The 22,033-nt window shown below is 46.8% G+C and carries 17 protein-coding genes, 1 tRNA gene and 4 pseudogenes; 9 read left to right on the top strand and 13 right to left on the bottom strand.

The genetic code is table 11. From position 1 onward, the window contains the following. Window positions 1-9: 9 nt before the first annotated feature. From ACH50O_RS03170 to ACH50O_RS03155, 4 genes are all read right to left on the bottom strand, one after another. Entirely contained in the window at window positions 10-552 is a 543-nt protein-coding gene (locus ACH50O_RS03170; RefSeq protein ID WP_446810598.1) for a YfiR family protein, read from the bottom strand. Further along, complete coding sequence (locus ACH50O_RS03165) at window positions 552-3,512, bottom strand: TonB-dependent receptor domain-containing protein (RefSeq protein WP_446810597.1); 2,961 nt, start codon at window positions 3,510-3,512, stop codon at window positions 552-554. The genes ACH50O_RS03170 and ACH50O_RS03165 overlap by 1 nt, the downstream gene beginning before the upstream one ends. Before the next feature lie 19 nt (window positions 3,513-3,531). Beyond that, on the bottom strand, window positions 3,532-5,526 hold the full coding sequence (locus tag ACH50O_RS03160) for a two-component system response regulator (protein WP_446810596.1): 1,995 nt from the start codon (window positions 5,524-5,526) through the stop codon (window positions 3,532-3,534). A 68-nt stretch (window positions 5,527-5,594) separates the two neighbouring features. After that, window positions 5,595-6,017, bottom strand: coding sequence for a response regulator (locus ACH50O_RS03155; RefSeq protein WP_446810595.1), 423 nt, complete (start codon window positions 6,015-6,017; stop codon window positions 5,595-5,597). A gap of 493 nt (window positions 6,018-6,510) precedes the next feature. Between ACH50O_RS03155 and ACH50O_RS03150 the strand changes: the two are divergent. Together ACH50O_RS03150 and ACH50O_RS03145 are read left to right on the top strand one after the other, a co-directional pair. Beyond that, window positions 6,511-7,438, top strand: a pseudogene (locus ACH50O_RS03150) (IS630 family transposase); the annotation flags it as partial. 31 nt (window positions 7,439-7,469) lie between these two features. Continuing rightward, window positions 7,470-7,919: a hypothetical protein gene (locus ACH50O_RS03145; protein WP_446810594.1), complete on the top strand. Its 450-nt coding sequence runs from the start codon at window positions 7,470-7,472 to the stop codon at window positions 7,917-7,919. 44 nt (window positions 7,920-7,963) lie between these two features. Here the strand turns inward: ACH50O_RS03145 and ACH50O_RS03140 are convergent. Then, window positions 7,964-9,011 (bottom strand): annotated as a pseudogene (locus ACH50O_RS03140) (IS30 family transposase). A 95-nt stretch (window positions 9,012-9,106) separates the two neighbouring features. On the opposite strand from ACH50O_RS03140, the gene ACH50O_RS03135 reads away from it, so the two are divergent. The 3 genes and pseudogenes from ACH50O_RS03135 (at window position 9,107) to ACH50O_RS03125 (ending at window position 12,704) form a co-directional block, all read left to right on the top strand. Further along, window positions 9,107-9,430, top strand: a complete 324-nt coding sequence (locus tag ACH50O_RS03135) for a DUF1353 domain-containing protein (RefSeq protein WP_446810593.1) — start codon at window positions 9,107-9,109, stop codon at window positions 9,428-9,430. Window positions 9,431-9,495: 65 nt separating this feature from the next. Continuing rightward, a pseudogene (locus ACH50O_RS03130) lies at window positions 9,496-10,543 on the top strand (IS30 family transposase). 757 nt (window positions 10,544-11,300) lie between these two features. After that, entirely contained in the window at window positions 11,301-12,704 is a 1,404-nt protein-coding gene (locus ACH50O_RS03125) for a DUF6538 domain-containing protein (protein ID WP_446810592.1), read from the top strand. A gap of 131 nt (window positions 12,705-12,835) precedes the next feature. Here ACH50O_RS03125 and ACH50O_RS03120 read toward each other — a convergent pair whose 3' ends face one another. Both ACH50O_RS03120 and ACH50O_RS03115 read right to left on the bottom strand, forming a co-directional pair. After that, on the bottom strand, window positions 12,836-14,452 hold the full coding sequence (locus ACH50O_RS03120; RefSeq protein ID WP_446810591.1) for a hypothetical protein: 1,617 nt from the start codon (window positions 14,450-14,452) through the stop codon (window positions 12,836-12,838). A 186-nt stretch (window positions 14,453-14,638) separates the two neighbouring features. Continuing rightward, window positions 14,639-14,941 (bottom strand): hypothetical protein, encoded by a 303-nt coding sequence (locus ACH50O_RS03115; protein ID WP_446810590.1) that lies wholly within the window; start codon window positions 14,939-14,941, stop codon window positions 14,639-14,641. A 35-nt stretch (window positions 14,942-14,976) separates the two neighbouring features. Here ACH50O_RS03115 and ACH50O_RS03110 point away from each other — a divergent pair, with 35 nt between their 5' ends. Continuing rightward, on the top strand, window positions 14,977-16,203 hold the full coding sequence (locus ACH50O_RS03110; RefSeq protein ID WP_446809210.1) for an IS256 family transposase: 1,227 nt from the start codon (window positions 14,977-14,979) through the stop codon (window positions 16,201-16,203). Window positions 16,204-16,661: 458 nt separating this feature from the next. Here ACH50O_RS03110 and ACH50O_RS03105 read toward each other — a convergent pair whose 3' ends face one another. After that, on the bottom strand, window positions 16,662-17,561 hold the full coding sequence (locus ACH50O_RS03105; protein WP_446810589.1) for a competence protein CoiA family protein: 900 nt from the start codon (window positions 17,559-17,561) through the stop codon (window positions 16,662-16,664). Between the two features lie 124 nt (window positions 17,562-17,685). Here ACH50O_RS03105 and ACH50O_RS03100 point away from each other — a divergent pair, with 124 nt between their 5' ends. Further along, window positions 17,686-18,102, top strand: a complete 417-nt coding sequence (locus ACH50O_RS03100; protein ID WP_446810588.1) for a hypothetical protein — start codon at window positions 17,686-17,688, stop codon at window positions 18,100-18,102. 27 nt (window positions 18,103-18,129) lie between these two features. Here ACH50O_RS03100 and ACH50O_RS03095 read toward each other — a convergent pair. Continuing rightward, window positions 18,130-18,675, bottom strand: a pseudogene (locus ACH50O_RS03095) (IS3 family transposase); the annotation flags it as partial. Window positions 18,676-18,727: 52 nt separating this feature from the next. Here ACH50O_RS03095 and ACH50O_RS03090 point away from each other — a divergent pair. Continuing rightward, window positions 18,728-19,954 (top strand): IS256 family transposase, encoded by a 1,227-nt coding sequence (locus ACH50O_RS03090; RefSeq protein WP_446808924.1) that lies wholly within the window; start codon window positions 18,728-18,730, stop codon window positions 19,952-19,954. A gap of 22 nt (window positions 19,955-19,976) precedes the next feature. On the opposite strand, the gene ACH50O_RS03085 is transcribed toward ACH50O_RS03090, so the two are convergent. Genes ACH50O_RS03085 through ACH50O_RS03070 form a run of 4 tightly spaced genes read right to left on the bottom strand, consistent with a single transcriptional unit; the run spans window position 19,977 to window position 21,447 of the window. Continuing rightward, window positions 19,977-20,315 (bottom strand): IS3 family transposase, encoded by a 339-nt coding sequence (locus ACH50O_RS03085; protein ID WP_446810587.1) that lies wholly within the window; start codon window positions 20,313-20,315, stop codon window positions 19,977-19,979. 8 nt (window positions 20,316-20,323) lie between these two features. Further along, window positions 20,324-20,626, bottom strand: a complete 303-nt coding sequence (locus tag ACH50O_RS03080; RefSeq protein ID WP_446810586.1) for a transposase — start codon at window positions 20,624-20,626, stop codon at window positions 20,324-20,326. A 60-nt stretch (window positions 20,627-20,686) separates the two neighbouring features. Continuing rightward, the gene (locus ACH50O_RS03075) at window positions 20,687-20,935 is read right to left on the bottom strand and encodes a hypothetical protein (protein ID WP_446810585.1); all 249 of its coding nucleotides are present in this window, start codon (window positions 20,933-20,935) and stop codon (window positions 20,687-20,689) included. Between the two features lie 20 nt (window positions 20,936-20,955). Then, window positions 20,956-21,447, bottom strand: coding sequence for a hypothetical protein (locus tag ACH50O_RS03070; protein WP_446810584.1), 492 nt, complete (start codon window positions 21,445-21,447; stop codon window positions 20,956-20,958). A gap of 396 nt (window positions 21,448-21,843) precedes the next feature. Between ACH50O_RS03070 and ACH50O_RS03065 the strand changes: the two genes are divergently transcribed. Then, window positions 21,844-21,931, top strand: a tRNA-Ser gene (locus tag ACH50O_RS03065). Window positions 21,932-22,033 lie beyond the last annotated feature (102 nt).

Here is a 22,033-nt window from a genome sequence, read left to right as displayed (position 1 = left end):
GGATGGAATTTAATGGACGATACGTGCGATTTCCAGCAACAACGCATTCATTTTTAGCCCCGCATTACGCACCGCTTCCGGATTGATTTCCAATTTGATTTGCTCGTTTTCGCTATAAAAACGGATACAGCCGCGTTGACCGCTAAAACTCTCGGCGTCACTGACCGTCAGCACTTGATTACCATGCACTTGCTGCATCAACGCCGATAATTCCGGCACCTTATGATCGATGTATAAAATGTGACAAATTCGTGGATCGTCAACCCCGGACCATATTTGCAACAAATGGCCCTTGGTGTCCCGGCTGGCCAATTCGCTGAGCAGATTGACGATGGGCTCCGCCCCTACCACGCATATATGCAGGGTATCGTTGACCAGATCCGGCCACTCCACGAATTTGGTGAAATTAAACAAGAAATTAGCCTTGGTTTTGGCGGCCAGCGCATCGTCGGCCAGCGCTGCCGGGCTTAGACAGCTTAGCCCTAATATCAACAATATTCCTCCCATACCGCGCATATGCGAACAAACCGCATCCAGCAATTTTCGGCGCATTAAAACTCCAGGCGCGCGGTTAATTTCAAGGTCAGACCCGGTCCAGCCAGCGTCGTTAAAGGCGAGCCAAGGTTGGCCGAAGCGAAATCGCTGTTAAACGCCGAATAGTTTTTAAAATCGAATAAATTCAACACGTCAAAGCGCAACTTCATCCGAGTATCGTAGGGAGCGTCGAAGCTTTTAATCAGTGCTATATCGACTTGTTTGTAACCCCACCATTGGCCCGGAAAAATAAAATCGCTGCCTCTTGGCGTAAAGGTATCGAAACGGCAGGCGGCGCCGGTGCAATTGACCCCGGCCCGGGTTTCCGGTGTCGCCAGCGTCAGCTTGGTGGAAAATATTAAATCCCAGGGCAAATCGACGGTACCGGTCGCCACTAATTTGTGCTTGCGCACCCCGGCAGTGTCCAGCCAGCCTAGGGTATGGGTGTTAGGATGTTCAAACAAATAGCTGCTGCTGTCGACAAACGACTGCGATTTGTTTTCCTCGGAATCGGTGAAGGTATAAGCAAAAGTCAAACCCCAACCGCTGTCCTTGCTATACGGCTTTTCGGCTTTTAGAAATACCGAATTGGTTTTGGTCTGCACGCCGTTATCGAACAAAATCAATTGCCCATAACCCGGCACGGCCTGAAACGTGCCGCCGAAGCCGGAGCCGGCCGCATAAAAACTGCCGTCGGCATTGCGTCCGCCCAGTAATCCGACTAGACCGTCGTAACTATGTACATGCGAAACAGCCAGCTCGGTGTTCCAGTCTCCGAAGCGGTTGCGCAAGCCGATGCTGAATTGGTCGGAGTAAGGGGTACGCAGATTGTTGCGCATTAAATTAATTTCCCGGCTGCTGCCGGCGCTGGCGCCGGTCAAAGCTGAAAGTTGAGCCGGCGTATAGTTGATATAACCCGGGTCCCAGGGGATGCAATCGACACCGGCAACGCAATTGTAATTCGGATCGCCCTGAAAATTGACACTGTAGCTGGGATAACTCCCCTTGGTTCGCTCCAACTGCAACACGTCGTAAATATTTCTATCGTAAGCCCGTGCGAAACCGCCAAACAATACGTGGCGACGGTCTTGATTCAAATCGTAAGCAAAGCCCAAGCGCGGAGCGATATTATTGCTGTCAGCCGCGCGGTTAGCGCCGTTGCTGATGTAATCCTCTATGCGATAACCGGCGTTGCCGAGATTATTCCAGCCGCGCAGCGCGGCGCTGACATCCGCCGGCGTGACGAAATTCAAGTAGCCGGGGTTGTATTCGTAATCCCAGCGTGCTCCTAAATTAAGGCTAAGATGCCCAGTTACGGCCCAATCGTCCTGCAAATATAGCCCTACCTGGGTCAAATCGGTGCTAGCCGAACCGTCGCCTACCCCCGCCAACGGCGTCGCCCAACGTACTTGATACGGACTGCCGCCGGGATTGTTTAAATTGAAGCTGAACTGCGGGTGATAGGGATCGCGCTCTACCGCGCCCAGCTCGATTTGTTTCAACTTACCGCCCAGTTTAAACACATGCTCGCCGTACCATTGCAAACCGCTAAAGGTCAGATCGTCTTGAAAGCCGGGGCCGCTTTGGCCCTTATCCTGGTAATTGGTAGTACCGCCGGTATTCAATATGCCAAGATTGCTCAAATCGCCGCCGCTCAAACTTCCCTCCAACCGCCGCAATAATATACCGGGGCCTTGGCTGGCGGGAAATTGCCGCCAACCGGCATCTTCGTATGTAAAGCGGGCTTCGTTGACCCAATGTTCGGCACTGTATTGATATTTAAAATCCAGACGCTTTTCGCTATTGCCTTTTTCCAAGGCATAGGGCTGTGCGTTTTGACCGCCGATTCCCAGCATTTCGGATTCGTCGCGCAACTTAAAAGATACCTCGATCAGATTATCGTCATTTAACGCCCAATCCAGCTTGCCAAAGAACAAATCCTCCTCGAACGGCCTATTCACATTGCCGAGTAGCGCCTGATATTGGGCCGGCAATGCCGAATGATCGCCGGCGGCTACTGTGGCATAGTCGTCGTTGAGTTTACGTTCGTAGGCCATGAAAAAGTGTGCGACATCCTTGGCGATAGGGCCGCTCAAGGTCACCCCATATTGCGCTTGCTCGGTATCGGACTTGCCGCCGCCCAGCTGTTCGGCGGGCGTAACCGCACGCAAATCCTGGTTGGTGTGATCGTAAAACACTTCGCCGTGAAACTGATTGCCGCCGGTTTTAGTTTGCACCGAAATCGCCGCCGCGCCGACTTGATCGAATTCGGCTTTGTAGTTTTGGCTGATCACCTTGTATTCGGCGACAGCCGATTCCGGGAACACATTGCCTCGACTGGAATCCTGACCGGCTACGCCGCCTCTCACTACATAGTTTTTCTGACTGACGCCGTCTATGAACAGATTAACGCTATCCGGCCGCTGGCCCCCGCTTTGCAAGCGGGTACTGCCGTTTTGGTCGGTGACCACATTCACGCCGGGGGCCAAATCGGCATAATTGAGGAAGTTGCGGTTAACCTGCGGCAAGCGCTGCATTTGTTCTGGCGTCAGATAGGTAGCCAATTCCGCCGAATTGCCCGCAGCGGCATTGTCGGCGACACTCTCATTGCCTTGCTTGGCGTCCAACGCGACGTCCACTACCGCGACTTGGCCCACTTGCAAGGTGAGTTCCTGACGGGCTTGCCGGCCATCCGGCGCCAGGATATTAAGCTGATAACGGCCCGGTTTCAGTGCCATCAACACATATGAACCGTCTGCGCGGGAAAAGGTCCGCGTGGAAAATCCCCGTTCCAGGCTGGTAACTACTACTTGCGCGCCGCCGTTGCCGCCGGGCATATCGAGTTTGATCTGCCCGCGTATCATCGCCGCGCTAACGTCGGCACCAGCCGGCATAATCGATGCGCCGGCTAGCATCAGAAATATAACGGTTGCCGGTAGCCAGCGACGAAAAGCCTTGAAGTTGAAGATTGCTTCCATACTTCGGCGCGTTAACTTTTTACTCAGTCGTCGGAAGCGGCATGGGTGCGGGCTTGCCCAAATGGAACCCTTGGGAAAAATCGATGCCCAATTCGGTGACCTTGGCTTGTATCGCCTCGCTACCGACAAACTCGGCGATCGTACGCATGTCCAGACGGCGAGCGGCATCGACGATGACTTGGGCAATCACTTCCGAATCGGGATTCTCGATGATATTCATGATGATCGAGCCGTCTATTTTTAAAAAATCGATCTTTAACCGCAATAAGTGCACGAAATTGGAATAGCCGCTACCGAAATCGTCGATGGCAAAGCGGCAACCGTAGCCTTTAAGCCTATCGACAAACTCGCGCACTTCCTCATAATTTTCGATGCCTTCGGTTTCGGTGATTTCCAATACTATTCGCGAACCGACACCGGGCTGGGCCAATTTTTCTTGCAGGAAATTTGCGGTATTGGCATCAAGGATATCCTCTACTGTCAGATTAATGGCCATTTCGCCCTGACATGCGGGCAAATCCAACAAGACTCGTTCCACCATGCGTTTGGTCAAAGCGGTGTATTGCCGGGTACGCTTGGCAACATTCAGAAAAGTCGGCGGAATCACCGTGCCGTCCTCGTCTATCATCCGCATCAGCGCTTCGTATTTGACGATTTGCCCACTGCGATTGTCGACTATCGGTTGGTAGTAAGGCACGATACGGCCATCGGCCAAGGCACTCCTGATTTTCTGACTCCAGCGGATGTTGTCCTTGTAATGCGACTTAATCTGCATCTGATCGGTATAAATCAGATAATCGCGGTGTTCGATTCTGGCCCGTTCCAAAGCCAGCGCCGCATGCGTATAGGGATTATCGGTACCGGAACAAATCCCGGCGGTCACACGAATATTGATTTTGTCTTCACCGCAATCGACCGGCTCGGATTCCAACTGTGTGATGATGTGATCAATCAGCCGTTCGAAGCTGGCAAAATCGTCGTCATTCTTGTAAAACAATGCAAACAAATCCCCACCGATTCGATAGGCCCGAGCGCGATCGCCGCCGATGTTTCGCAAGCGTTCGCCAATCTCCAGCAATACCTTGTCGCCGTTGTAGAGGCCGTAAAAATCGTTGATCGCTTTGAATTGATCGATATTGATCATACCCAACATGCACCGCTCGGCTTTACCCAAATCCTGCATCAGTTTGACCCGATTCGGTAAACCGGTCAGCGCATCGGTAGTCTGTTCCCGTATCAATTCTTCTTGCTTGATCAGATGAGTGACGTTAACACTGGTCGATACAAATTCGCGGATAGAGCCGTCCGTATTCAAGATCGGCACAATGGTATTATTGACGTATACCACTTCACCGGTTTTGCTGAGGTTACTATAAGTACCGCGCCAAATAGCGCCGCTCAAAATCGTGCTCCACAAGTCCCGGTATAGACTGGGCGCGGTATCGGGATCGCTGATAACTCTATGGGTCTTGCCTATCAGTTCCTCGCGCGAATAGCCGTAAGTCGTGACAAAGGCATCGTTGACATAGGTAATCACCCCATCGGGATCGGTTCTGAACACAATGCTGGACAGATCTGTAGCCCGTTTATATTCGTTGAGGCGTTTGACCCGCCCTTCCAGCGCGCGGCGCAGCCTGCTCAATTCCAAATGCGTTTTAACCCTGGCGCGAACTTCGTCGATATCGAACGGCTTGGTAATAAAATCCGCGGCCCCCAAAGAGAAGCCGCGAATTTTTTCGATGGAGGCATCGACAATGGTAACAAATAGAACCGGTATATCGCGGCTTCTAGGATCGCTCTTAAGCCGCCAGCACACTTCATAGCCATCCATGCCCGGCATTTTTATATCCAGCAAAACCAAGTCCGGCGGGTTTTGTCCCTGCGCCAGTTCGACGGCTCTCTCGCCATCGGTGGCGATCATAATTCCGTATTCGTCTTTTAACGCTTCCAATAGACCGTGAATGTTTTCCGGCAGATCGTCTACGACCAATATGGACGGCCGGAGACTCGGCAATGTTCTTTCGTCTTTAATCATTGTCAAAGGAAATGGTTAAGACCAGCGTGGCCAGTCAACCCGAATGATTATAGTCGGCCGTAGCGTTTCCGATAGGTGTTCAACTCTAAATGCAATTCAACCCTAACTAACAGCATCTCGGGTATCACGGGCTTGAGCAAATAATCCGAAGCCCCCAGCTTAAAGCCTCGCATCTCGCCATTGACTTCCGCCGCCGCGGTGACAAATATCACCGGAATATCTTTCGTTAAAGAATCGGCCTTAAGATGGTGCAACACCTGGTAGCCGTCCATCTCGGGCATTTGAATATCCAATAAAATCAGCTCGGGAACCGGACTACGCCGCGCTATTTCCAAGGCTTTTGCGCCCGAAGTCGCGGCAAGAACCGCGTAGTCGCTACGCAGAATATTCAGCAAGGTGTGCAAATTTTCGTGAACGTCATCGACTATTAAGATTTTTGGCTTCTCATGCTGAATATTGGTGTCGGTCATAAAATTTTCCGGTTTCCTCTCAATACTAGCCATCGTTAGCGAGCTAACAAGCTGGCGAAATCCCTTTGTACGCAGTAAGTCTGCTTGACCTTAGGTTAACCAAAATTGATTTAACTCGCAATTTCGCCTGACTCTGTTATCGCTTTACTTTGAGCTGTAACGATCTGTCTTGAATGTTGAGCTGAGAGTATTGCAGCGACAGCAAATCGCTAATCCTAAGTGAAAGATTGACTCCGACTTTCCAAATATCAGCGTACAACTGACCAAACTTGTTCTCTAGTAGTGTATGGATCAAGTCAATTTCTGACTTGCTTGCTGCGTTTACAGTGTTCTATATGTAACTCGATTTGGTGAGTTTTTTAATCTGTTACATATGGTATAGCCTTAAGGCTATTTACTCCATATAATCAAATACTTAACAAGTAACACAACAACATTATGTTACTTACTGCTCTTAAAATTAGTTAAGTCATATTCATGGGATAATATCCTCATGAAATGCAAACGAGATTCAGACGGCCGAGAAATTGATCACCATACGCTGCAAGTGATGCGGCAGCAGGCGGTCAAGGCTGTGAAAAATGGGCAGACAGCGGCCAGTGTGGCGGCAGCGATGGGCGTTAACATTCGCACGGTGTTTCGTTGGTTGTCCGACTTTGCAACCGGTGGTCAAAATGCGTTGCTGACCAAGAAAATTACGGGGCGCCCACCGCTGGTGACGCCTGACGAAATGCGCTGGATCGTCGAGACCGTGCGGGATAAAACACCCTGGCAAATGAGGCTGGAGTTTGGCTTGTGGACCTTATCGTTGATTGGCGAAGTCATTTTCCGCCAGTTTGGCAAGGGCCTGACGGCACCGAGTATGGGGCGGATCATGCGGATACTCGGCTTTACCCCGCAAAAACCCTTATATCGGGCTTGGCAACAGGACCCGGTGTTGGTGGAAAAGTGGCAGTCGGAGGCGTTTCCTGCGTTGAAAGCCGAAGCCAAACGCACCGGTGCGGTGATTTATTTTGCCGACGAAGCCGGCGTGCGTGCTGACTTCCATGCTGGCACCACCTGGGCACCGGTCGGGCGGACGCCGACCGTAAAGACGACCGGACGAAGGTATGGTTTGAATCTGATCGCCGCCGGGCGACTTTCGCTTCATGGTGCAGGAAGGCAACGTCACAGCCGACGTGTTTGTCGAATTTCTGAAACGTCTGCTGCGCGGTGCAGAACAGCCGATCATCTTGGTCGTCGACGGCCATCCGATTCACAAGGCTAAGATTGTGAAAACTTTTGTGGAGCAACAGCAAGGCCGTTTGCAGTTGGTTTTTCTGCCACCCTACGCGCCACAACTCAATCCGGATGAACAGGTTTGGGGCTATATCAAGCCACGTGTTGCCAAGCAGATGCCGGAAAATAAAATCGAATTAAAGTGAAGTGAAAAAGGATCTAAGGCGTGATCTTTTGTTTAGAGTTTTCACGGGCGTTCCCTACAGTGATCCCAAATTAAACAAAAAGTCCTATAAACGTCGCGATGGAAAAATACCCATACCTAGATTGCGGAATAAACTGCCAATTTCCATTGAACAACAATTGGAAAAAAGAATAGAAACCGGGGATCGGCAAAAATTACGCGACCGTTTATGCCTTCGGCGCCCCGATTCGTCCGCGTCACCTCGTTTCGCCCCAACAAGGGGATCGAAACATTGGCTCTCGCATGACTTGACGCCGTGTCGCGATGCCTTGCAGGTTTTCTCCGCTTCGCTGCGAAAACCCGCCCGGCGCTACGGCTATCGGGGACTAAAAATCTTCACTTCGCTTGCGCTCCGTTTCCAAGATTTATTGGAAAGATCCAAACAGCAAATGGTTAAAGAAATGGAGTTCAAAGCCGTTAAGACAATGGCAACTACCTAAGGTTACTAAGGGCGGATTCAAAACCGAAGTGCAACACCACGCTATTAATGAATGAGATTTGACGGTTGTGAGCTGTTCAGCAGTAATTCCCTGTAGACAGCAAGCGGGCAGCGTACCCCAAGACCTTTTCGAGGGCGAGCGTTAATTTGATCGGCAATCGTATCCAGTTGTTGCTGGGTGTAGCCTGATAGATCGGTGCCCTTAGGTAAATACTGACGGATCAAGCCGTTCATATTTTCGTTGGAGCCGCGCTGCCAAGGGCTATGGGGATCGCAGAAGTACACGGCAATGCCGGTATTCGCAGTTAACTGCTTGTGTAAAGCCATCTCGCGGCCTTGGTCATAGGTCATGCTCAACCGCATTGGTTGAGCAATGCGGTTGAGCAATGCGGTTGAGCATGTCGGTAAAGGCTTGCAGCACGTTAGCGGCACTGGCAGGCTGCGGATGGGGTAGTTTGATCAACATTAGCAAGCGACTGGTCCGCTCCACCAAGGTACCCACCGCACTGGCGTTGGCCGCGCCTTTGATGAGGTCGCCTTCCCAATGTCCCGGAAACTGGCGATCTTCGATGTCGGGTGGTCTTAGATGGATGCTGAGCATGTCGGGTATCTGGCCGCGACGGTCTTGTCCTTTGCTGCGGGGGACACGTCTGTTTTTAGCCTGGCGCAGGCAGGCAATCAGGTCACGTTTTAGTTCGCCGACCGGTTGCGCATAGATGCAGTTGTAAATGGTTTCGTGTGACACGCGATACTCATGGCCTTTGGGATAAAGCTGTGCCAGCACCAGTGCGATCTGCTCCGGCGACCAGCGAAGTTGCAGAAAATACTGGACGACGCCAAACAGCAGTCCCTCAGCATGCAGCTTCTCTCGTGGACGCGATTGACGCCGACGACGTTGACAGGTTTGCTGTGCCTGGACACTGATGTAATGATCGCCCGCACCATTACGACGAAGCTCTCGGCTAATGGTACTGGCGGACCGTTGCAGAACCCGTGCTATCGCCCGAAGACTGTAGTTTTGTTGCTTCAGGCTGCTGATCGTGATGCGATCTTCAGGCTGAAGCTGTTGATAATGTTTTGAGGTGGATTCCATGTGCATACCTTACTGGTGTTTGGGGTGTTGCACTTCGGTTTTGAATCCGCCCTTTTGTTGATTGTAAAGACAAGAGTTGGACGGCAGAAAAAGGCATGCCTTCTGATGGGGCATCTATTCCTAGAGTTGCTTGGTCAATAATAGGGTCTCCACTCCAAGGACCATATGTACGACCAGCTGTAATACATGATCAGTATTGCATCACCCGAATTGAACCTTACAAGTCAGTACATAGGATGTTTTACGAAGCAATGCTTGCGTCTGGCGTTGGACAAGTAACAGCAACGGCAATGTATACTGCAGTGTTGTGTGGAGGTCCTAGATGGGATGAAATGACAGTAGAGGGCGCGGGTAAAGCATTTGATAAAAAAACAAAATCTGCATTATTAAAAAAAGCCCTCTCGCATAAAAACTCGTAACCCAAAAATTAAAGGGCGGATTCAAAACCGAAGTGCAACACCCCAAACACCAGTAAGGTATGCACATGAAATCCACCTCAAAACATTATCAACAGCTTCAGCCTGAAGATCGCATCACGATCAGCAGCCTGAAGCAACAAAACTACAGTCTTCGGGCGATAGCACGGGTTCTGCAACGGTCCGCCAGTACCATTAGCCGAGAGCTTCGTCGTAATGGTGCGGGCGATCATTACATCAGTGTCCAGGCACAGCAAACCTGTCAACGTCGTCGGCGTCAATCGCGTCCACGAGAGAAGCTGCATGCTGAGGGACTGCTGTTTGGCGTCGTCCAGTATTTTCTGCAACTTCGCTGGTCGCCGGAGCAGATCGCACTGGTGCTGGCACAGCTTTATCCCAAAGGCCATGAGTATCGCGTGTCACACGAAACCATTTACAACTGCATCTATGCGCAACCGGTCGGCGAACTAAAACGTGACCTGATTGCCTGCCTGCGCCAGGCTAAAAACAGACGTGTCCCCCGCAGCAAAGGACAAGACCGTCGCGGCCAGATACCCGACATGCTCAGCATCCATCTAAGACCACCCGACATCGAAGATCGCCAGTTTCCGGGACATTGGGAAGGCGACCTCATCAAAGGCGCGGCCAACGCCAGTGCGGTGGGTACCTTGGTGGAGCGGACCAGTCGCTTGCTAATGTTGATCAAACTACCCCATCCGCAGCCTGCCAGTGCCGCTAACGTGCTGCAAGCCTTTACCGACATGCTCAACCGCATTGCTCAACCGCATTGCTCAACCAATGCGGTTGAGCATGACCTATGACCAAGGCCGCGAGATGGCTTTACACAAGCAGTTAACTGCGAATACCGGCATTGCCGTGTACTTCTGCGATCCCCATAGCCCTTGGCAGCGCGGCTCCAACGAAAATATGAACGGCTTGATCCGTCAGTATTTACCTAAGGGCACCGATCTATCAGGCTACACCCAGCAACAACTGGATACGATTGCCGATCAAATTAACGCTCGCCCTCGAAAAGGTCTTGGGGTACGCTGCCCGCTTGCTGTCTACAGGGAATTACTGCTGAACAGCTCACAACCGTCAAATCTCATTCATTAATAGCGTGGTGTTGCACTTCGGTTTTGAATCCGCCACCTGTATATTTTTGCTTAAAAGATTCAAGCATGTAGATAGGCACTAATCTTAGCATCTTCTGTTTTGCATCGGTCAGACGCTATTTATTCAAGCTATTGGGTCAAATAACGATTTTCGCTGCGATACTTGCATTTCTTGATTATAGGACCACATCAAGGTTGTCATCCAACAAATCTGTGTTACAAAAATGAGCGCAATTACAGGCATATTTTTAACGCGCTTTACATAACGTTGAAAGTCTTTTTGAGCTATGAAATCAGATATTGCACTGGCGTCATGAGCAATATCAGCTCTCAAGCTAAGTCATTTTCCATCACAAAATCCCATCGCACAGCCTCAGTCAACAGTCAACAGTCAACAGTCAACAGTCAACATTTGTCCATATTTTCAGAGACTTAGGAAACGTATTTTTGTTACACAAAGCTGTAACACAATGCGATTTTTTGCCGAAAGTTAGCGCACTTAAGTTTAAGACAAAACCAAGCAACTGATTGCGCTAAGTCCAAGAAACTAATACAATTGTCAGCTGAACATTAGGAGAGATGGCCGAGCGGTCGAAGGCGCACGCCTGGAAAGTGTGTATACGGCAACGTATCGAGGGCTCAAGAAGGCTTCTCTCTTAACAATTTTAAGCTATTGATTATAAATAGCTTTCAAGTTTTTCTTGCCAAGCGCTTCATAATCTGTTAAGCATTTCTGCAACACAATAAGGTTAGTTTTTGTGGGGAAAATTCCCTACTTGTTTAGACGAAATAACGTCTACTACTTTAGAATTCGCATACCCATTGAGCTTCAAGAACCCCTTCAAGCAAAGGAAATTGTCCGGAGCTTAAAAACCGAAAATCGTCACGAAGCTACACCTCTCGCACTTCAACTCGCAGCAAACTTTGCAGCAGCACTATACGATCTAAAATCAGGTAGAAGCACTGAGATCAGCATGTCAGCGTTGATTGCTCAAGTCCCTGAACAACGCGCCATTACCACCATCACCTTTGCTCCACCCATCCCTAAACAGCCTAAAGCACCGTTGCTTTCTGTTGTCGTTGCTGACTTTATACGGCGTTACGACCCGAAGAATAAAGCCACACTGACCAAGCTAAAATCCACCTTACCAATATTGATTGAATTGGTTGGTGATAAGCCCATCAATACCATCCTGCAAGCAGATATAAACAACTACTTTGATCTGGTACAAAAGCTGCCAATCAGACATGATGCAAAAATATTTCGCGGACTGTCCATTAAAAGGATTATAGCCACCCACTCTGGCCGTTGTATCGCAGAAGGTACGTTTAAGAGCACCTATCGCGCTAGCGCTAGTTTGTTACTGAATTGGGCCTATGTACATTACAAAGACCAAGGATTTCCAAGTCTAAGCGTTCATGGAGCAGTCTATCGTGGTGATCGTTCGCACGGCATTAACAAGCAACGCGCTTTAACCCAAGACGAGATTAAATTGCTGTTTACTCACTCATTGATGCGCAAATACGCCGCCGATCCCAATAAAGCCCATTATTGTTGGTTGCCGTTGATTGGTCTATTTACAGGTGCCCGAATTAACGAAGTATGTCAGCTCAACCCATTTACCGACATCCAACAGGATCAAGCAACCAGCATCTGGTATTTTCACTTCACAGACGAAAGCGAAGCAGCTGATGGTGTCTCCAAAAGTATTAAAACCCATTCGTCACATCGGATCGTACCGATTCACTCCAAGCTAATTGCCTTGGGCTTTTTAGATTACGTTGAACGTATAAAAGGCCAAAACGACAAGCATCTATTTCCAGCCTGGAAACCCAATCATGGCAAAGCATCCGCCCGAGTGTCAAAGTGGTTTATTCGGTATCTTGGCAGCATTGGCCTCAGAGATAAAACCGAAGGTGCGCGCTTAAGCGGTTTTCATTGTTTCCGACATACTTTCATCACCTACGGCATACAACACAAAATTGCCGGTACGTTTGCGATTACTGGTCATGAAACCGATGTGGTGGATGGACTCGGCAAAATATCACCTGTCGCCAAAGGTTACTGGACGCAAGCGATCACCGACAATATTGTTGAGAAGCAAGCGACTATTGAACGGTTTAACTTTGGGGATTTTTTTGTTATGCCTACGACAAACTGAAAGCTAATTTAGAGAAATATACTGTTACCTTAGTTAACGAAACCAACTAAATGTCGCCTATTTTTAACCACCAAATAGGCATTTAATACAGGATGAAAAATCAGTAATATATATGGATATTTACTAGAGAGCTATGTGCATAGCTTGTGATTTTTCTTGTTTTTAGCTCGTTTCTTTTTATGATGAATATTTTTTGTATTAACTTGATTAACTTGATTAACTTGTATGTTTTCAAGAGCTTCCGCTAACATTTGTATACAAATAGCTTGATTGCTGTCAGTTTCTTGAATACATTGCCGAGTTAAATCTCTTTGATAAAAAAAACCAGTAGTATCCGTAAGAGCCTCTATTTGAGATAATAGAAAATCAACATCCGTTCCTAGTGATACTACATTGAGCAGTGCCGAACGGAAATTTTTAAAAGCCTCTGTATATCTTTTATTCCCCTGCAGAAAAATCCCATATGTTAGCGGACCTGAGAGTCCATTATCATGTATCGCTGCATTCTTTAATATTGAATCACTCCAGATTGGATCTATCTTTTTCCAAAGTATACCTGCCCACGATTCAACCCTTGGATCTCCCTTAGTCCAATTTATAATTCTAATAGTTGACATATGAGCTGCATATTGATGAACTTTTGGTATTTTTAGTTGATTTATACTGTGAATATATTTGTATGTTGTGCATAGAATGCTAAATTGAACCTTAGCATCAAAAGCCAATTCAACTGGATCATAATCACAAGGTTTATTATCAGATCTCTTGTTAAAATAATGACTATTGACAAATCTATCAATTGAGGATTCTGCTAACTTATTTGAAATGTCACCGTCACCGAGAAGATGCGCAAGAAGCGCCGCCTGCATTTTTAGCTCATAATCTTCACTTGAATTAGCCGCTTCCTTTACTTTAGGCATTAACTCATCTAAATCAAACTTAGAAATTTCCCTTTTATTAGTTCTCCGAATATACTCAAACTGCACCCATGCAAGCTTTCCTATTTCATTATCCCAATTTGGAGGAGATACTGTAGTTAAATGTGAATAATAAATAAGCTCATATATCTTATCTTTACAATCTGGCAGGCAAAATGGAAAGTCACGACCTATATTAGATATAAAATAAATCGGTGTTACAATTTCTAACACTATATTTGCTATATAACTTGGAATGTCAGAAATATCATTATTATCTAGGGAGAAAACATCCTTTCTCTGTTTTTTTTCACCCACTCGCTCCGATATTAGAGTAATTACAATATCACGCCCATTCAATACCAAGTAAATATCTATTTTAATATCTTCTCTTTTTAAGTATTGGCGAATTTTTGATATTAGCGGTTGCATTGAAAATTGCTTACCTACAACTTCTATGTTCACATTAGCATCTATATTTTGTAAGGTGGTAAGAACTTTAGGTTGGCCGGGGAGTATGCCTGGGATAGTCATATTTTCAGAGAGCGCCTGTAGCTCAAATGATAATCTCTTTTCAAAGGAGTCTTTTTCTAATCCAATGGGATATAGAATATCTGGCACAGACTGTAAAGTAATTGAAAAATGGCTTTTAATGTCGGTAATGTTGACATAAAAATTATATATTGGATATGCCAATCCTAAAACTGCAGAAAATGAAAACCCCAATAATATTTTCTTTAACCGAGCAGTTTGCAAACTCAAAGATCCAGAAAGGCCCACATCCTTTTGTTCTTTGCCAAAAAAAGATTGAATATACTCAATTAGTTCCATTAATGACTCTCTATATAGGCTGCATGTAATTAAAGTTAAAAACCATCATTACCGTAAACTTCAATTAAAATAATAACAAAAATATTTAATTACTGCTGAATCCTAAGGCATCACCGACAATATTGCTGAAAAACAAGCGACTATTGAACGGTTTAACTTTGGGGATTTTTTTGTTGCACCGCAATCTTAACTATTACTTGTTTCACCAGTCGTCCACAGATCAAGCCAAGCCTTATAAAATGTTTGTAACTTTTGATCGCTGACATCCGCAGCGATTGCCTGCTTGATTACTTCAGTCTTGTCAGTTAATTCTTGAAAATCAAAGCTGCCATTGTTTGCGAAGGCAAGCAACTCACTCCAAAGCAGACGTACAAGTTTAATGTTGATGGATGGCTCCCCATCCTCGCCACGTATCCAAAAACACGCGGTGCTAGCAATAAAACGCCAGATCAGTTCTGAGGGTGTAAGAATTTTTGTGTAAACGGTCATTAGGCAGGAAACTGCCCTTACTTTGAGGAGTAACTATGACCTTACCCAAATCGATCCCAACCGACCTAATCGATACCTTATTGTCCGGCTATCAAAAACCGGAAGACCTGCTGGGCGAAAATGGCCTGCTGAAACAACTCACCAAGGCGCTGGTGGAGCGGGCTTTAGAAGCTGAAATGACCGAACATCTGGGGCATGGCAAGCATGAGTCTGTCAGTAATGCTACGGGGAATACGCGCAACGGCAAAAGCCGTAAAACGCTGAAAGGTGATTTTGGCGCATTGCCGATTGAGATTCCACGTGATCGTCATGGTCAGTTCGAGCCGCAAATCATTGGCAAACACCAATCCCGTTGGACGGGCTTTGACGACAAGATTATTTCGCTTTATGCCCGAGGGCTGACGGTCAGGGAAATCCAGAGCCATCTGGAAGAGCTGTATGGCACTGAAGTGTCGTCTAGCTTGATTTCCTCAGTGACGGACGCCGTGATTGAGGAAGTGAAAGCCTGGCAAACGCGACCGCTCGACCCGGTTTACCCCATCGTTTATCTCGATTGCATCCACGTCAAAGTGCGCGATACCGGTGCGGTGCGGGTCAAGGCCGTTTATCTGGCGATTGGAATTAACCTAAGCGGGGAAAAGGAAGTGCTGGGCTTATGGATTGCCCAAACCGAAGGTGCCAAGTTCTGGTTACAGGTGGTGACAGACCTGAAAAATCGCGGCGTCCAAGACATCTTCATCGCCTGTGTCGATGGCTTGAAAGGCTTTCCCGAAGCGATTGAAACCGTCTATCCACACACAGCCGTTCAACTGTGCATCGTGCATTTGGTCCGCAACAGCCTCAACTATGTCGGCTGGAAAATGCGCAAACAGATCGCCGCCGATCTCAAGCAGATTTACCAGTCAGCCACCGTCGCCAAGGCGGAGCAGAAGCTGGCTGAGTTCGAGGTGCAGTGGAACGAGGCCTACCCTCCCATTGCCCAAATTTGGCGACGTCATTGGGATCGGATCATCCCCTTTTTCGACTATCCGCCGGAGATACGCCGCATCATTTACACCACCAATGCCATTGAGTCGGTCAACATGAGTTTGCGGAAAATCACCAAGAATCGCGGTTCATTTCCCAGTGATGAAGCCTTGTCGAAATTGTTCTATTTGGCCCTGATGAATATCAGTAAAAAATGGACCATGCCTTTGCATGACTGGAAAGCCGCGTTGAATCGGTTTAGCATTCAGTTTGAAGACAGGATGCACAATCGATAATTAAATCCCGTTTACACAAAATTCAGGACACCCTCCCTTGAGACGGCACCGGATTATTTGCTGCAATTTTTACTGCGCTATCCACGCCTTCAACACGTCAAATTTCTAAGCCAATTAGCGCGGAACGATTATTACGTTTTGAAAGACTGCGCCAAGCGACTGCAATCTGCGTTGATTAAGCGCGACATTGACAATGTCAACAAACAGCTAGCAGCAGTGCTAGCGACAAGTGACTCGCTACACACGCTCAGGGCTTACGAGAAGCGTGTATCCGACACGACACGCTAAACAGCGCTACATGTCTACGCAAAATCAAAGGAAATTGCGCTAGGCGCGTCCACAGCGCTTCCTCAGTGGATAACACAAGAACATTGTGTTACTTAACTACGATCAAGACGAGATTCAAATAAAAGCTAGCTCATTTCAAGGCAATCTGAAACGAGCTAGCGTCTAATGAGTTAGATCAAATTGACATCAGTAACAACTGGGACGCATTTGGTCTTTTGGAATGCTGTTTCTACTGTCAGTCTTGCCTCTAGTGGATATGAAAAGCTTGAAATCTTTTCAATCAGCGCAGGACTATCAACGATGTTAAGTTCCAATATTTCATAACCACCACATGCCGCCACTTGATAGTTTGTGCTTGATCTGTTCTCTACAGGTTGGAGAATAAATATTTTATTACTTTCAAAGTTACAGTTATTTTTACGAGAGTAGCCACTAGCTAATTTAAAGCCTGCAATATACGCTTTGTTGATCATGTCTTTATCCTCTGTTGTTTGAATGGTAGGTTGTATTTCTTCAATTACATATCGTGGTGCTGAATTTATAACGGCGTGCTTTATCTCTTCTCTGGTGAATTCGCAAGAAAGAAATTCTGACAAATCAATTTCAATCATTCTGATGCCATTATTGACTACAATGTCTCTTTTACGGCTATCTACTTCATGTGTAACTTTTATTTCAATTGCCAAATCATCTGCTTCGCCATAACCAACAGCATCAAACACCAAACCGTGGCCTCGCACCTCAATAGATAACTTATCAAAACGTAATAAATTAGAGGTATCTGTTGTTGCGGAAGATACTAAACATACACATTTTTCTTGTAGTAATATTTCTTTTGCTAATAAATGAATGGCAGTTTCCTGTGCTCCTAAACAGTTTTCAAAGTTGTAATGAGAAAAGTGATGCTTTCTAATATCACCTTTCTTTGCAACTAAAAAACTCCCGCACTTCGGGCATAAACAGTTTTCAGATAATCCGCTTTCGACTTCACTAATATGTATTAATTCGCCATCTAACATGCCATAACTTAATTCAATATCATTTGCTTTATATTTTGTTTCATTGCTCATTGAATGCCTCCGTATTGGGCTTGTTCCACACAACCAATCTGTTGTGCTCGGAACGCATTGGAGCAGGTTGTTGGCTATACTTTGAGAGTCAAACAGGAACAAACCGGTTTATGTAGGTATGCAGATGGATTCAGATCAGTTGAAAGACGCGGCGTTGTGCGCCCTTAAATTTATTGAGATTTACACAGGTAAAGACGCAAAAACTAAGCGCTACAAGGCGCTTAGAGCGTTAGCAGAGATGACGCTGAAGGACTTGGAAAGAGGCAAGTTAGACAATGAATGTAAATATACTGCTCAGGATGTTTTTCTCAGTGTGACGTCGTCAAAGTCATTTGAAGACTCTGATAAAAGAAACGTAAATCGATTTTTGAAGGATTTGCACGATGTTTTACCAACGCATGAGGCGATGTTAAAACAAATAGCAATTGATAATAATTTGGTTGCTATTCCAACTTATAATTTTGGCGCGAGCGTTGGGAATGGTGCTGGCGTTTACACAGAGCACTTTATTACCCCATTAGTGCGGGATTTAGATGATTGATCTTGCCCGGATTTGACGGACACTCAACTAAGCGACTTTTTTAGCTTCAAAATTTTCCGGGCTGATATAGCCTAATTTGGAGTGAAGCCTTTTTCGATTGTAATACACTTCGATATATTCAAACACTTGGTACTTGGCGGCTGATCGGGTTAAAAACCGTTCGCCATGAATCGCCTCGACTTTAAAACTGTGGTTCCAGCTTTCCATGGCGGCGTTGTCATAGCAATCGCCTTTCTTGCTCATGCTGCAAATCAATTGGTGTTTGGTGAAAAGCTTCTGGTAGGCGGCAGAGCAATACTGGCTGCCTCGATCCGAATGGACAATGACGCCTTTAGGCATTCGGTGACGCCATAACGCCATGATCAGGGCATCACAAACCAACGTTGCCGTCATCCGTTCGGAAATGGCCCAACCGATCACTCGACGTGAATAAAGCTCAAGTACCACCGCTAAATACAGCCAACCTTCTTCCGTCCAAATATAGGTGATATCCGATACCCATTTTTGATCGGGGCCGTCTGCCGTGAAGTTTTGTTCCAACCGATTCGGGGCGACCGGGAGGGTGTAAGAATTTTTGTGTAAACGGTCATTAGGCAGGACACTGCCCTTACTTTGAGGAGTAACCATGACCGAAACCCAATCTATCCCAACTGACCTAATCGATACCTTATTGTCCGGCTATCAAAAACCGGAAGACCTGCTGGGCGAAAATGGCCTGCTGAAACAACTCACCAAGGCGCTGGTGGAGCGGGCTTTAGAAGCTGAAATGACCGAACATCTGGGGCATGGCAAGCATGAGTCTGTCAGTAATGCTACGGGGAATACGCGCAACGGCAAAAGCCGTAAAACGCTGAAAGGTGATTTTGGCGCATTGCCGATTGAGATTCCACGTGATCGTCATGGTCAGTTCGAGCCGCAAATCATTGGCAAACACCAATCCCGTTGGACGGGCTTTGACGACAAGATTATTTCGCTTTATGCCCGAGGGCTGACGGTCAGGGAAATCCAGAGCCACCTGGAAGAGCTGTATGGCACTGAAGTGTCGTCGAGCTTGATTTCCTCAGTGACGGACGCCGTGATTGAGGAAGTGAAAGCCTGGCAATCGCGACCGCTCGATCCGATTTACCCCATCGTTTATCTCGACTGCATCCACGTCAAAGTGCGTGATACCGGTGCAGTGCGGGTCAAGGCTGTTTATCTGGCGATTGGCGTCAATATGAACGGCGAAAAGGAAGTGCTGGGCTTATGGATAGCTCAAACCGAGGGCGCCAAGTTTTGGTTGCAAGTCGTCACCGACCTCAAGAACCGCGGCGTCCAAGACATCTTCATCGCCTGTGTCGATGGCTTGAAAGGCTTTCCCGAAGCGATTGAAACCGTCTATCCACACACAGCCGTTCAACTGTGCATCGTGCATTTGGTCCGCAACAGCCTCAACTATGTCGGCTGGAAAATGCGCAAACAGATCGCCGCCGATCTCAAACAGATTTACCAGTCAGCCACCGTCGCCGAGGCGGAGCAGAAGCTGGCTGAGTTCGAGGTGCAGTGGAACGATGCCTATCCACCGATTGCCCAAATTTGGCGACGCAATTGGGATCGGATCATCCCCTTTTTCGACTATCCGCCGGAGATACGCCGCATCATTTACACCACCAATGCCATTGAGTCGGTCAACATGAGTTTGCGGAAAATCACCAAGAATCGCGGTTCATTTCCCAGTGATGAAGCCTTGTCGAAATTGTTCTATTTGGCCCTGATGAATATCAGTAAAAAATGGACCATGCCTTTGCATGACTGGAAAGCCGCGTTGAATCGGTTTAGCATTCAGTTTGAAGACAGGATGCCCAATCGATAATTAAATCCCGTTTACACAAAATTCAGGACACCCTCGCGACCGGTAACGAGTGGTTGCTGTTCGTTGTGGCTTTGTATTTCTTAGCCGCCTTCGCTCTCCAGCCATGGCTTCGCATGATCCTGGCTACCCGGTGTCGGCCTGCTGATTTTCCTTCGTCTTGTAGTCGCTGTGTAATTCTGGGTGAACCAGGACGGCCTTTCTCATCCTCAAAAATACGTTTAATCTCATTGGCTAGCCATTTATTCGCTTCGCCTCTATCGGAAAGTGGCCTGCACTTCCAGTCGTAGTAGCCACTCCGTGAGACCGTTAACAGGCGGCACATGAGTCCCACAGGGAATTGATCTTCATTAGCTTTGATCATGGCGTACTTCACTTGGGCTGTTTGGCAAAGTACGCTGCCGCCTTTTTTAAAAAGGCGACTTCCTCTTCCAGGCGGGTGTTTTCTCGTTTAAGCCGCGCCATTTCGGCCTGCTGTAGCTTTTGATCTTCGAAGGGCTGTCCTGTTTGGCGACGCTTGGCTCGCCAGTTGTACAGCATCGATTCGGCGAGCCCTAAATCTTTGGCCGCCTTTGGGATGCCATCCTTGTCGGCACGCTCCAGGGCTTGTTCTTTAAACTGCGCGGTATATTTGTTGCGGACAACGGGGATCTTTGATTCGTTTTGGGCTTTCATGATTTTCCTCGGGGTTAGAGATTACTCTCTTAGCCGAGTGTCCGATAGATCAGGGCAAGATCATTCTTCGTTGATAGAAATATTTGCTGTATTAAGTGCTTTATTCATCTGGGTAGCGCCTGGTGTAATGCCTACCAAAATGATTTTCGCATCAACGTTTATATAGTCAAAAGGAGCGTAATAGCACTCAAGATTCATTTTGCTATCTTCCCATAATAGAAGCTCCTTCATTGGCTTAGACTTATCGTTAAGTTGTGGTGAGTTTTCAATTACACTTCTGTATTTTTCAAATTTGTCAGTTATTAACACATTTATTCCTTATTAAATTATCACTCTGGATTATTAGTTGCTAAACTAACAGCATTTCTGATAACTAAGTTAAGCCACGCATTTAGAGATAGGTTTTCTGATTTAGCGATTTTTTTTGCTTTATCACTCAATACCTTTGGCAATCTAAGAGATATGTTTACTTCAGATGAACCTGCTTCTGGCATTTCACCAAAATAGTCTTCAATTTGTTCAGGACAGTTTAACTCCATCCACTTGAGTGCCTCATCATCTGTGTAGGGTTCTATGACATTTTCAAATCCAAAATCATCATGATAGTTTTTGTGTTGATCTCTTTTTAATAAGAAAAAAGCTCCGTGACGGGTTCTATAAAGCTCAGCTTCAGATGGATAGTAGAGACCCCATCCTAAAATATCCATCGGTTCATCTTGACCCTTTGTATGGAACACCAACAGTGATGTCGCAGTGTTATAAGATTTTCCGTTAATTATTCTCTTAACGGGCTTGGTGCGGTCTGTACTCTCAAAAGCCATTTTAATTTTCCATTTGCTGTAAGGTGGGCAAAGTATGAAATGTATACCACTTGATGTCAAGTGAAAAACTAACATGAATTCATGTTAATAACTTTGCATTAACTTTCAGCCTCGTCGTAAGCCGACGACTCTTGAAACTTCTACTTGTAGGATCTGATCACTAATCTCAATTCCCAAATTCAGTAATTTTTCATCATCAAAACCTGCTTCACAACCTCGTCAAAATCTCAACCTTTTTTCGTATTTTCCGTGGACTTAGGAAACGTATTTTTGTAACACAAAGCTGTAACACAAACGGAAAATTTTCTAAAAATGTGTACATTGCTGCTTAAGACAAAATGAAGCAACTGATTGCGCTAAGCCCAAGAAACTTATACAATCGTTAGCTGAACATTAGGAGAGATGGCCGAGCGGTCGAAGGCGCACGCCTGGAAAGTGTGTATACGGCAACGTATCGAGGGTTCGAATCCCTCTTTCTCCGCCAATTAAGCATCCACCAAGATGCAAAGAAGACTAAAAACCCGCAAGTTATCTAACTTAGCGGGTTTTTTATTGTCCAGTGACATGCAGCAAGATGTATTGAAAT

Source organism: Methylomonas sp. 2BW1-5-20, from assembly GCF_052474515.1.
The sequence above is the reverse complement of the archived record's forward strand: the minus strand, read 5'-3'. Positions and strand labels throughout refer to the sequence as shown.

Bases quoted from the DNA above. Each gene is read 5' to 3' on its own strand.
- ACH50O_RS03085 (WP_446810587.1), bottom strand. From the start codon at position 20,315: ATGATCAAAGCTAATGAAGATCAATTCCCTGTGGGACTCATGTGCCGC.
- ACH50O_RS03105 (WP_446810589.1), bottom strand. From the start codon at position 17,561: ATGAGCAATGAAACAAAATATAAAGCAAATGATATTGAATTAAGTTAT.
- ACH50O_RS03080 (WP_446810586.1), bottom strand. From the start codon at position 20,626: ATGAAAGCCCAAAACGAATCAAAGATCCCCGTTGTCCGCAACAAATAT.
- ACH50O_RS03155 (WP_446810595.1), bottom strand. From the start codon at position 6,017: ATGACCGACACCAATATTCAGCATGAGAAGCCAAAAATCTTAATAGTC.
- ACH50O_RS03090 (WP_446808924.1), top strand. From the start codon at position 18,728: ATGACCGAAACCCAATCTATCCCAACTGACCTAATCGATACCTTATTG.
- ACH50O_RS03070 (WP_446810584.1), bottom strand. From the start codon at position 21,447: ATGGCTTTTGAGAGTACAGACCGCACCAAGCCCGTTAAGAGAATAATT.
- ACH50O_RS03120 (WP_446810591.1), bottom strand. From the start codon at position 14,452: ATGGAACTAATTGAGTATATTCAATCTTTTTTTGGCAAAGAACAAAAG.
- ACH50O_RS03110 (WP_446809210.1), top strand. From the start codon at position 14,977: ATGACCTTACCCAAATCGATCCCAACCGACCTAATCGATACCTTATTG.
- ACH50O_RS03170 (WP_446810598.1), bottom strand. From the start codon at position 552: ATGCGCCGAAAATTGCTGGATGCGGTTTGTTCGCATATGCGCGGTATG.
- ACH50O_RS03165 (WP_446810597.1), bottom strand. From the start codon at position 3,512: ATGGAAGCAATCTTCAACTTCAAGGCTTTTCGTCGCTGGCTACCGGCA.
- ACH50O_RS03135 (WP_446810593.1), top strand. From the start codon at position 9,107: ATGCCTTCTGATGGGGCATCTATTCCTAGAGTTGCTTGGTCAATAATA.
- ACH50O_RS03100 (WP_446810588.1), top strand. From the start codon at position 17,686: ATGGATTCAGATCAGTTGAAAGACGCGGCGTTGTGCGCCCTTAAATTT.
- ACH50O_RS03115 (WP_446810590.1), bottom strand. From the start codon at position 14,941: ATGACCGTTTACACAAAAATTCTTACACCCTCAGAACTGATCTGGCGT.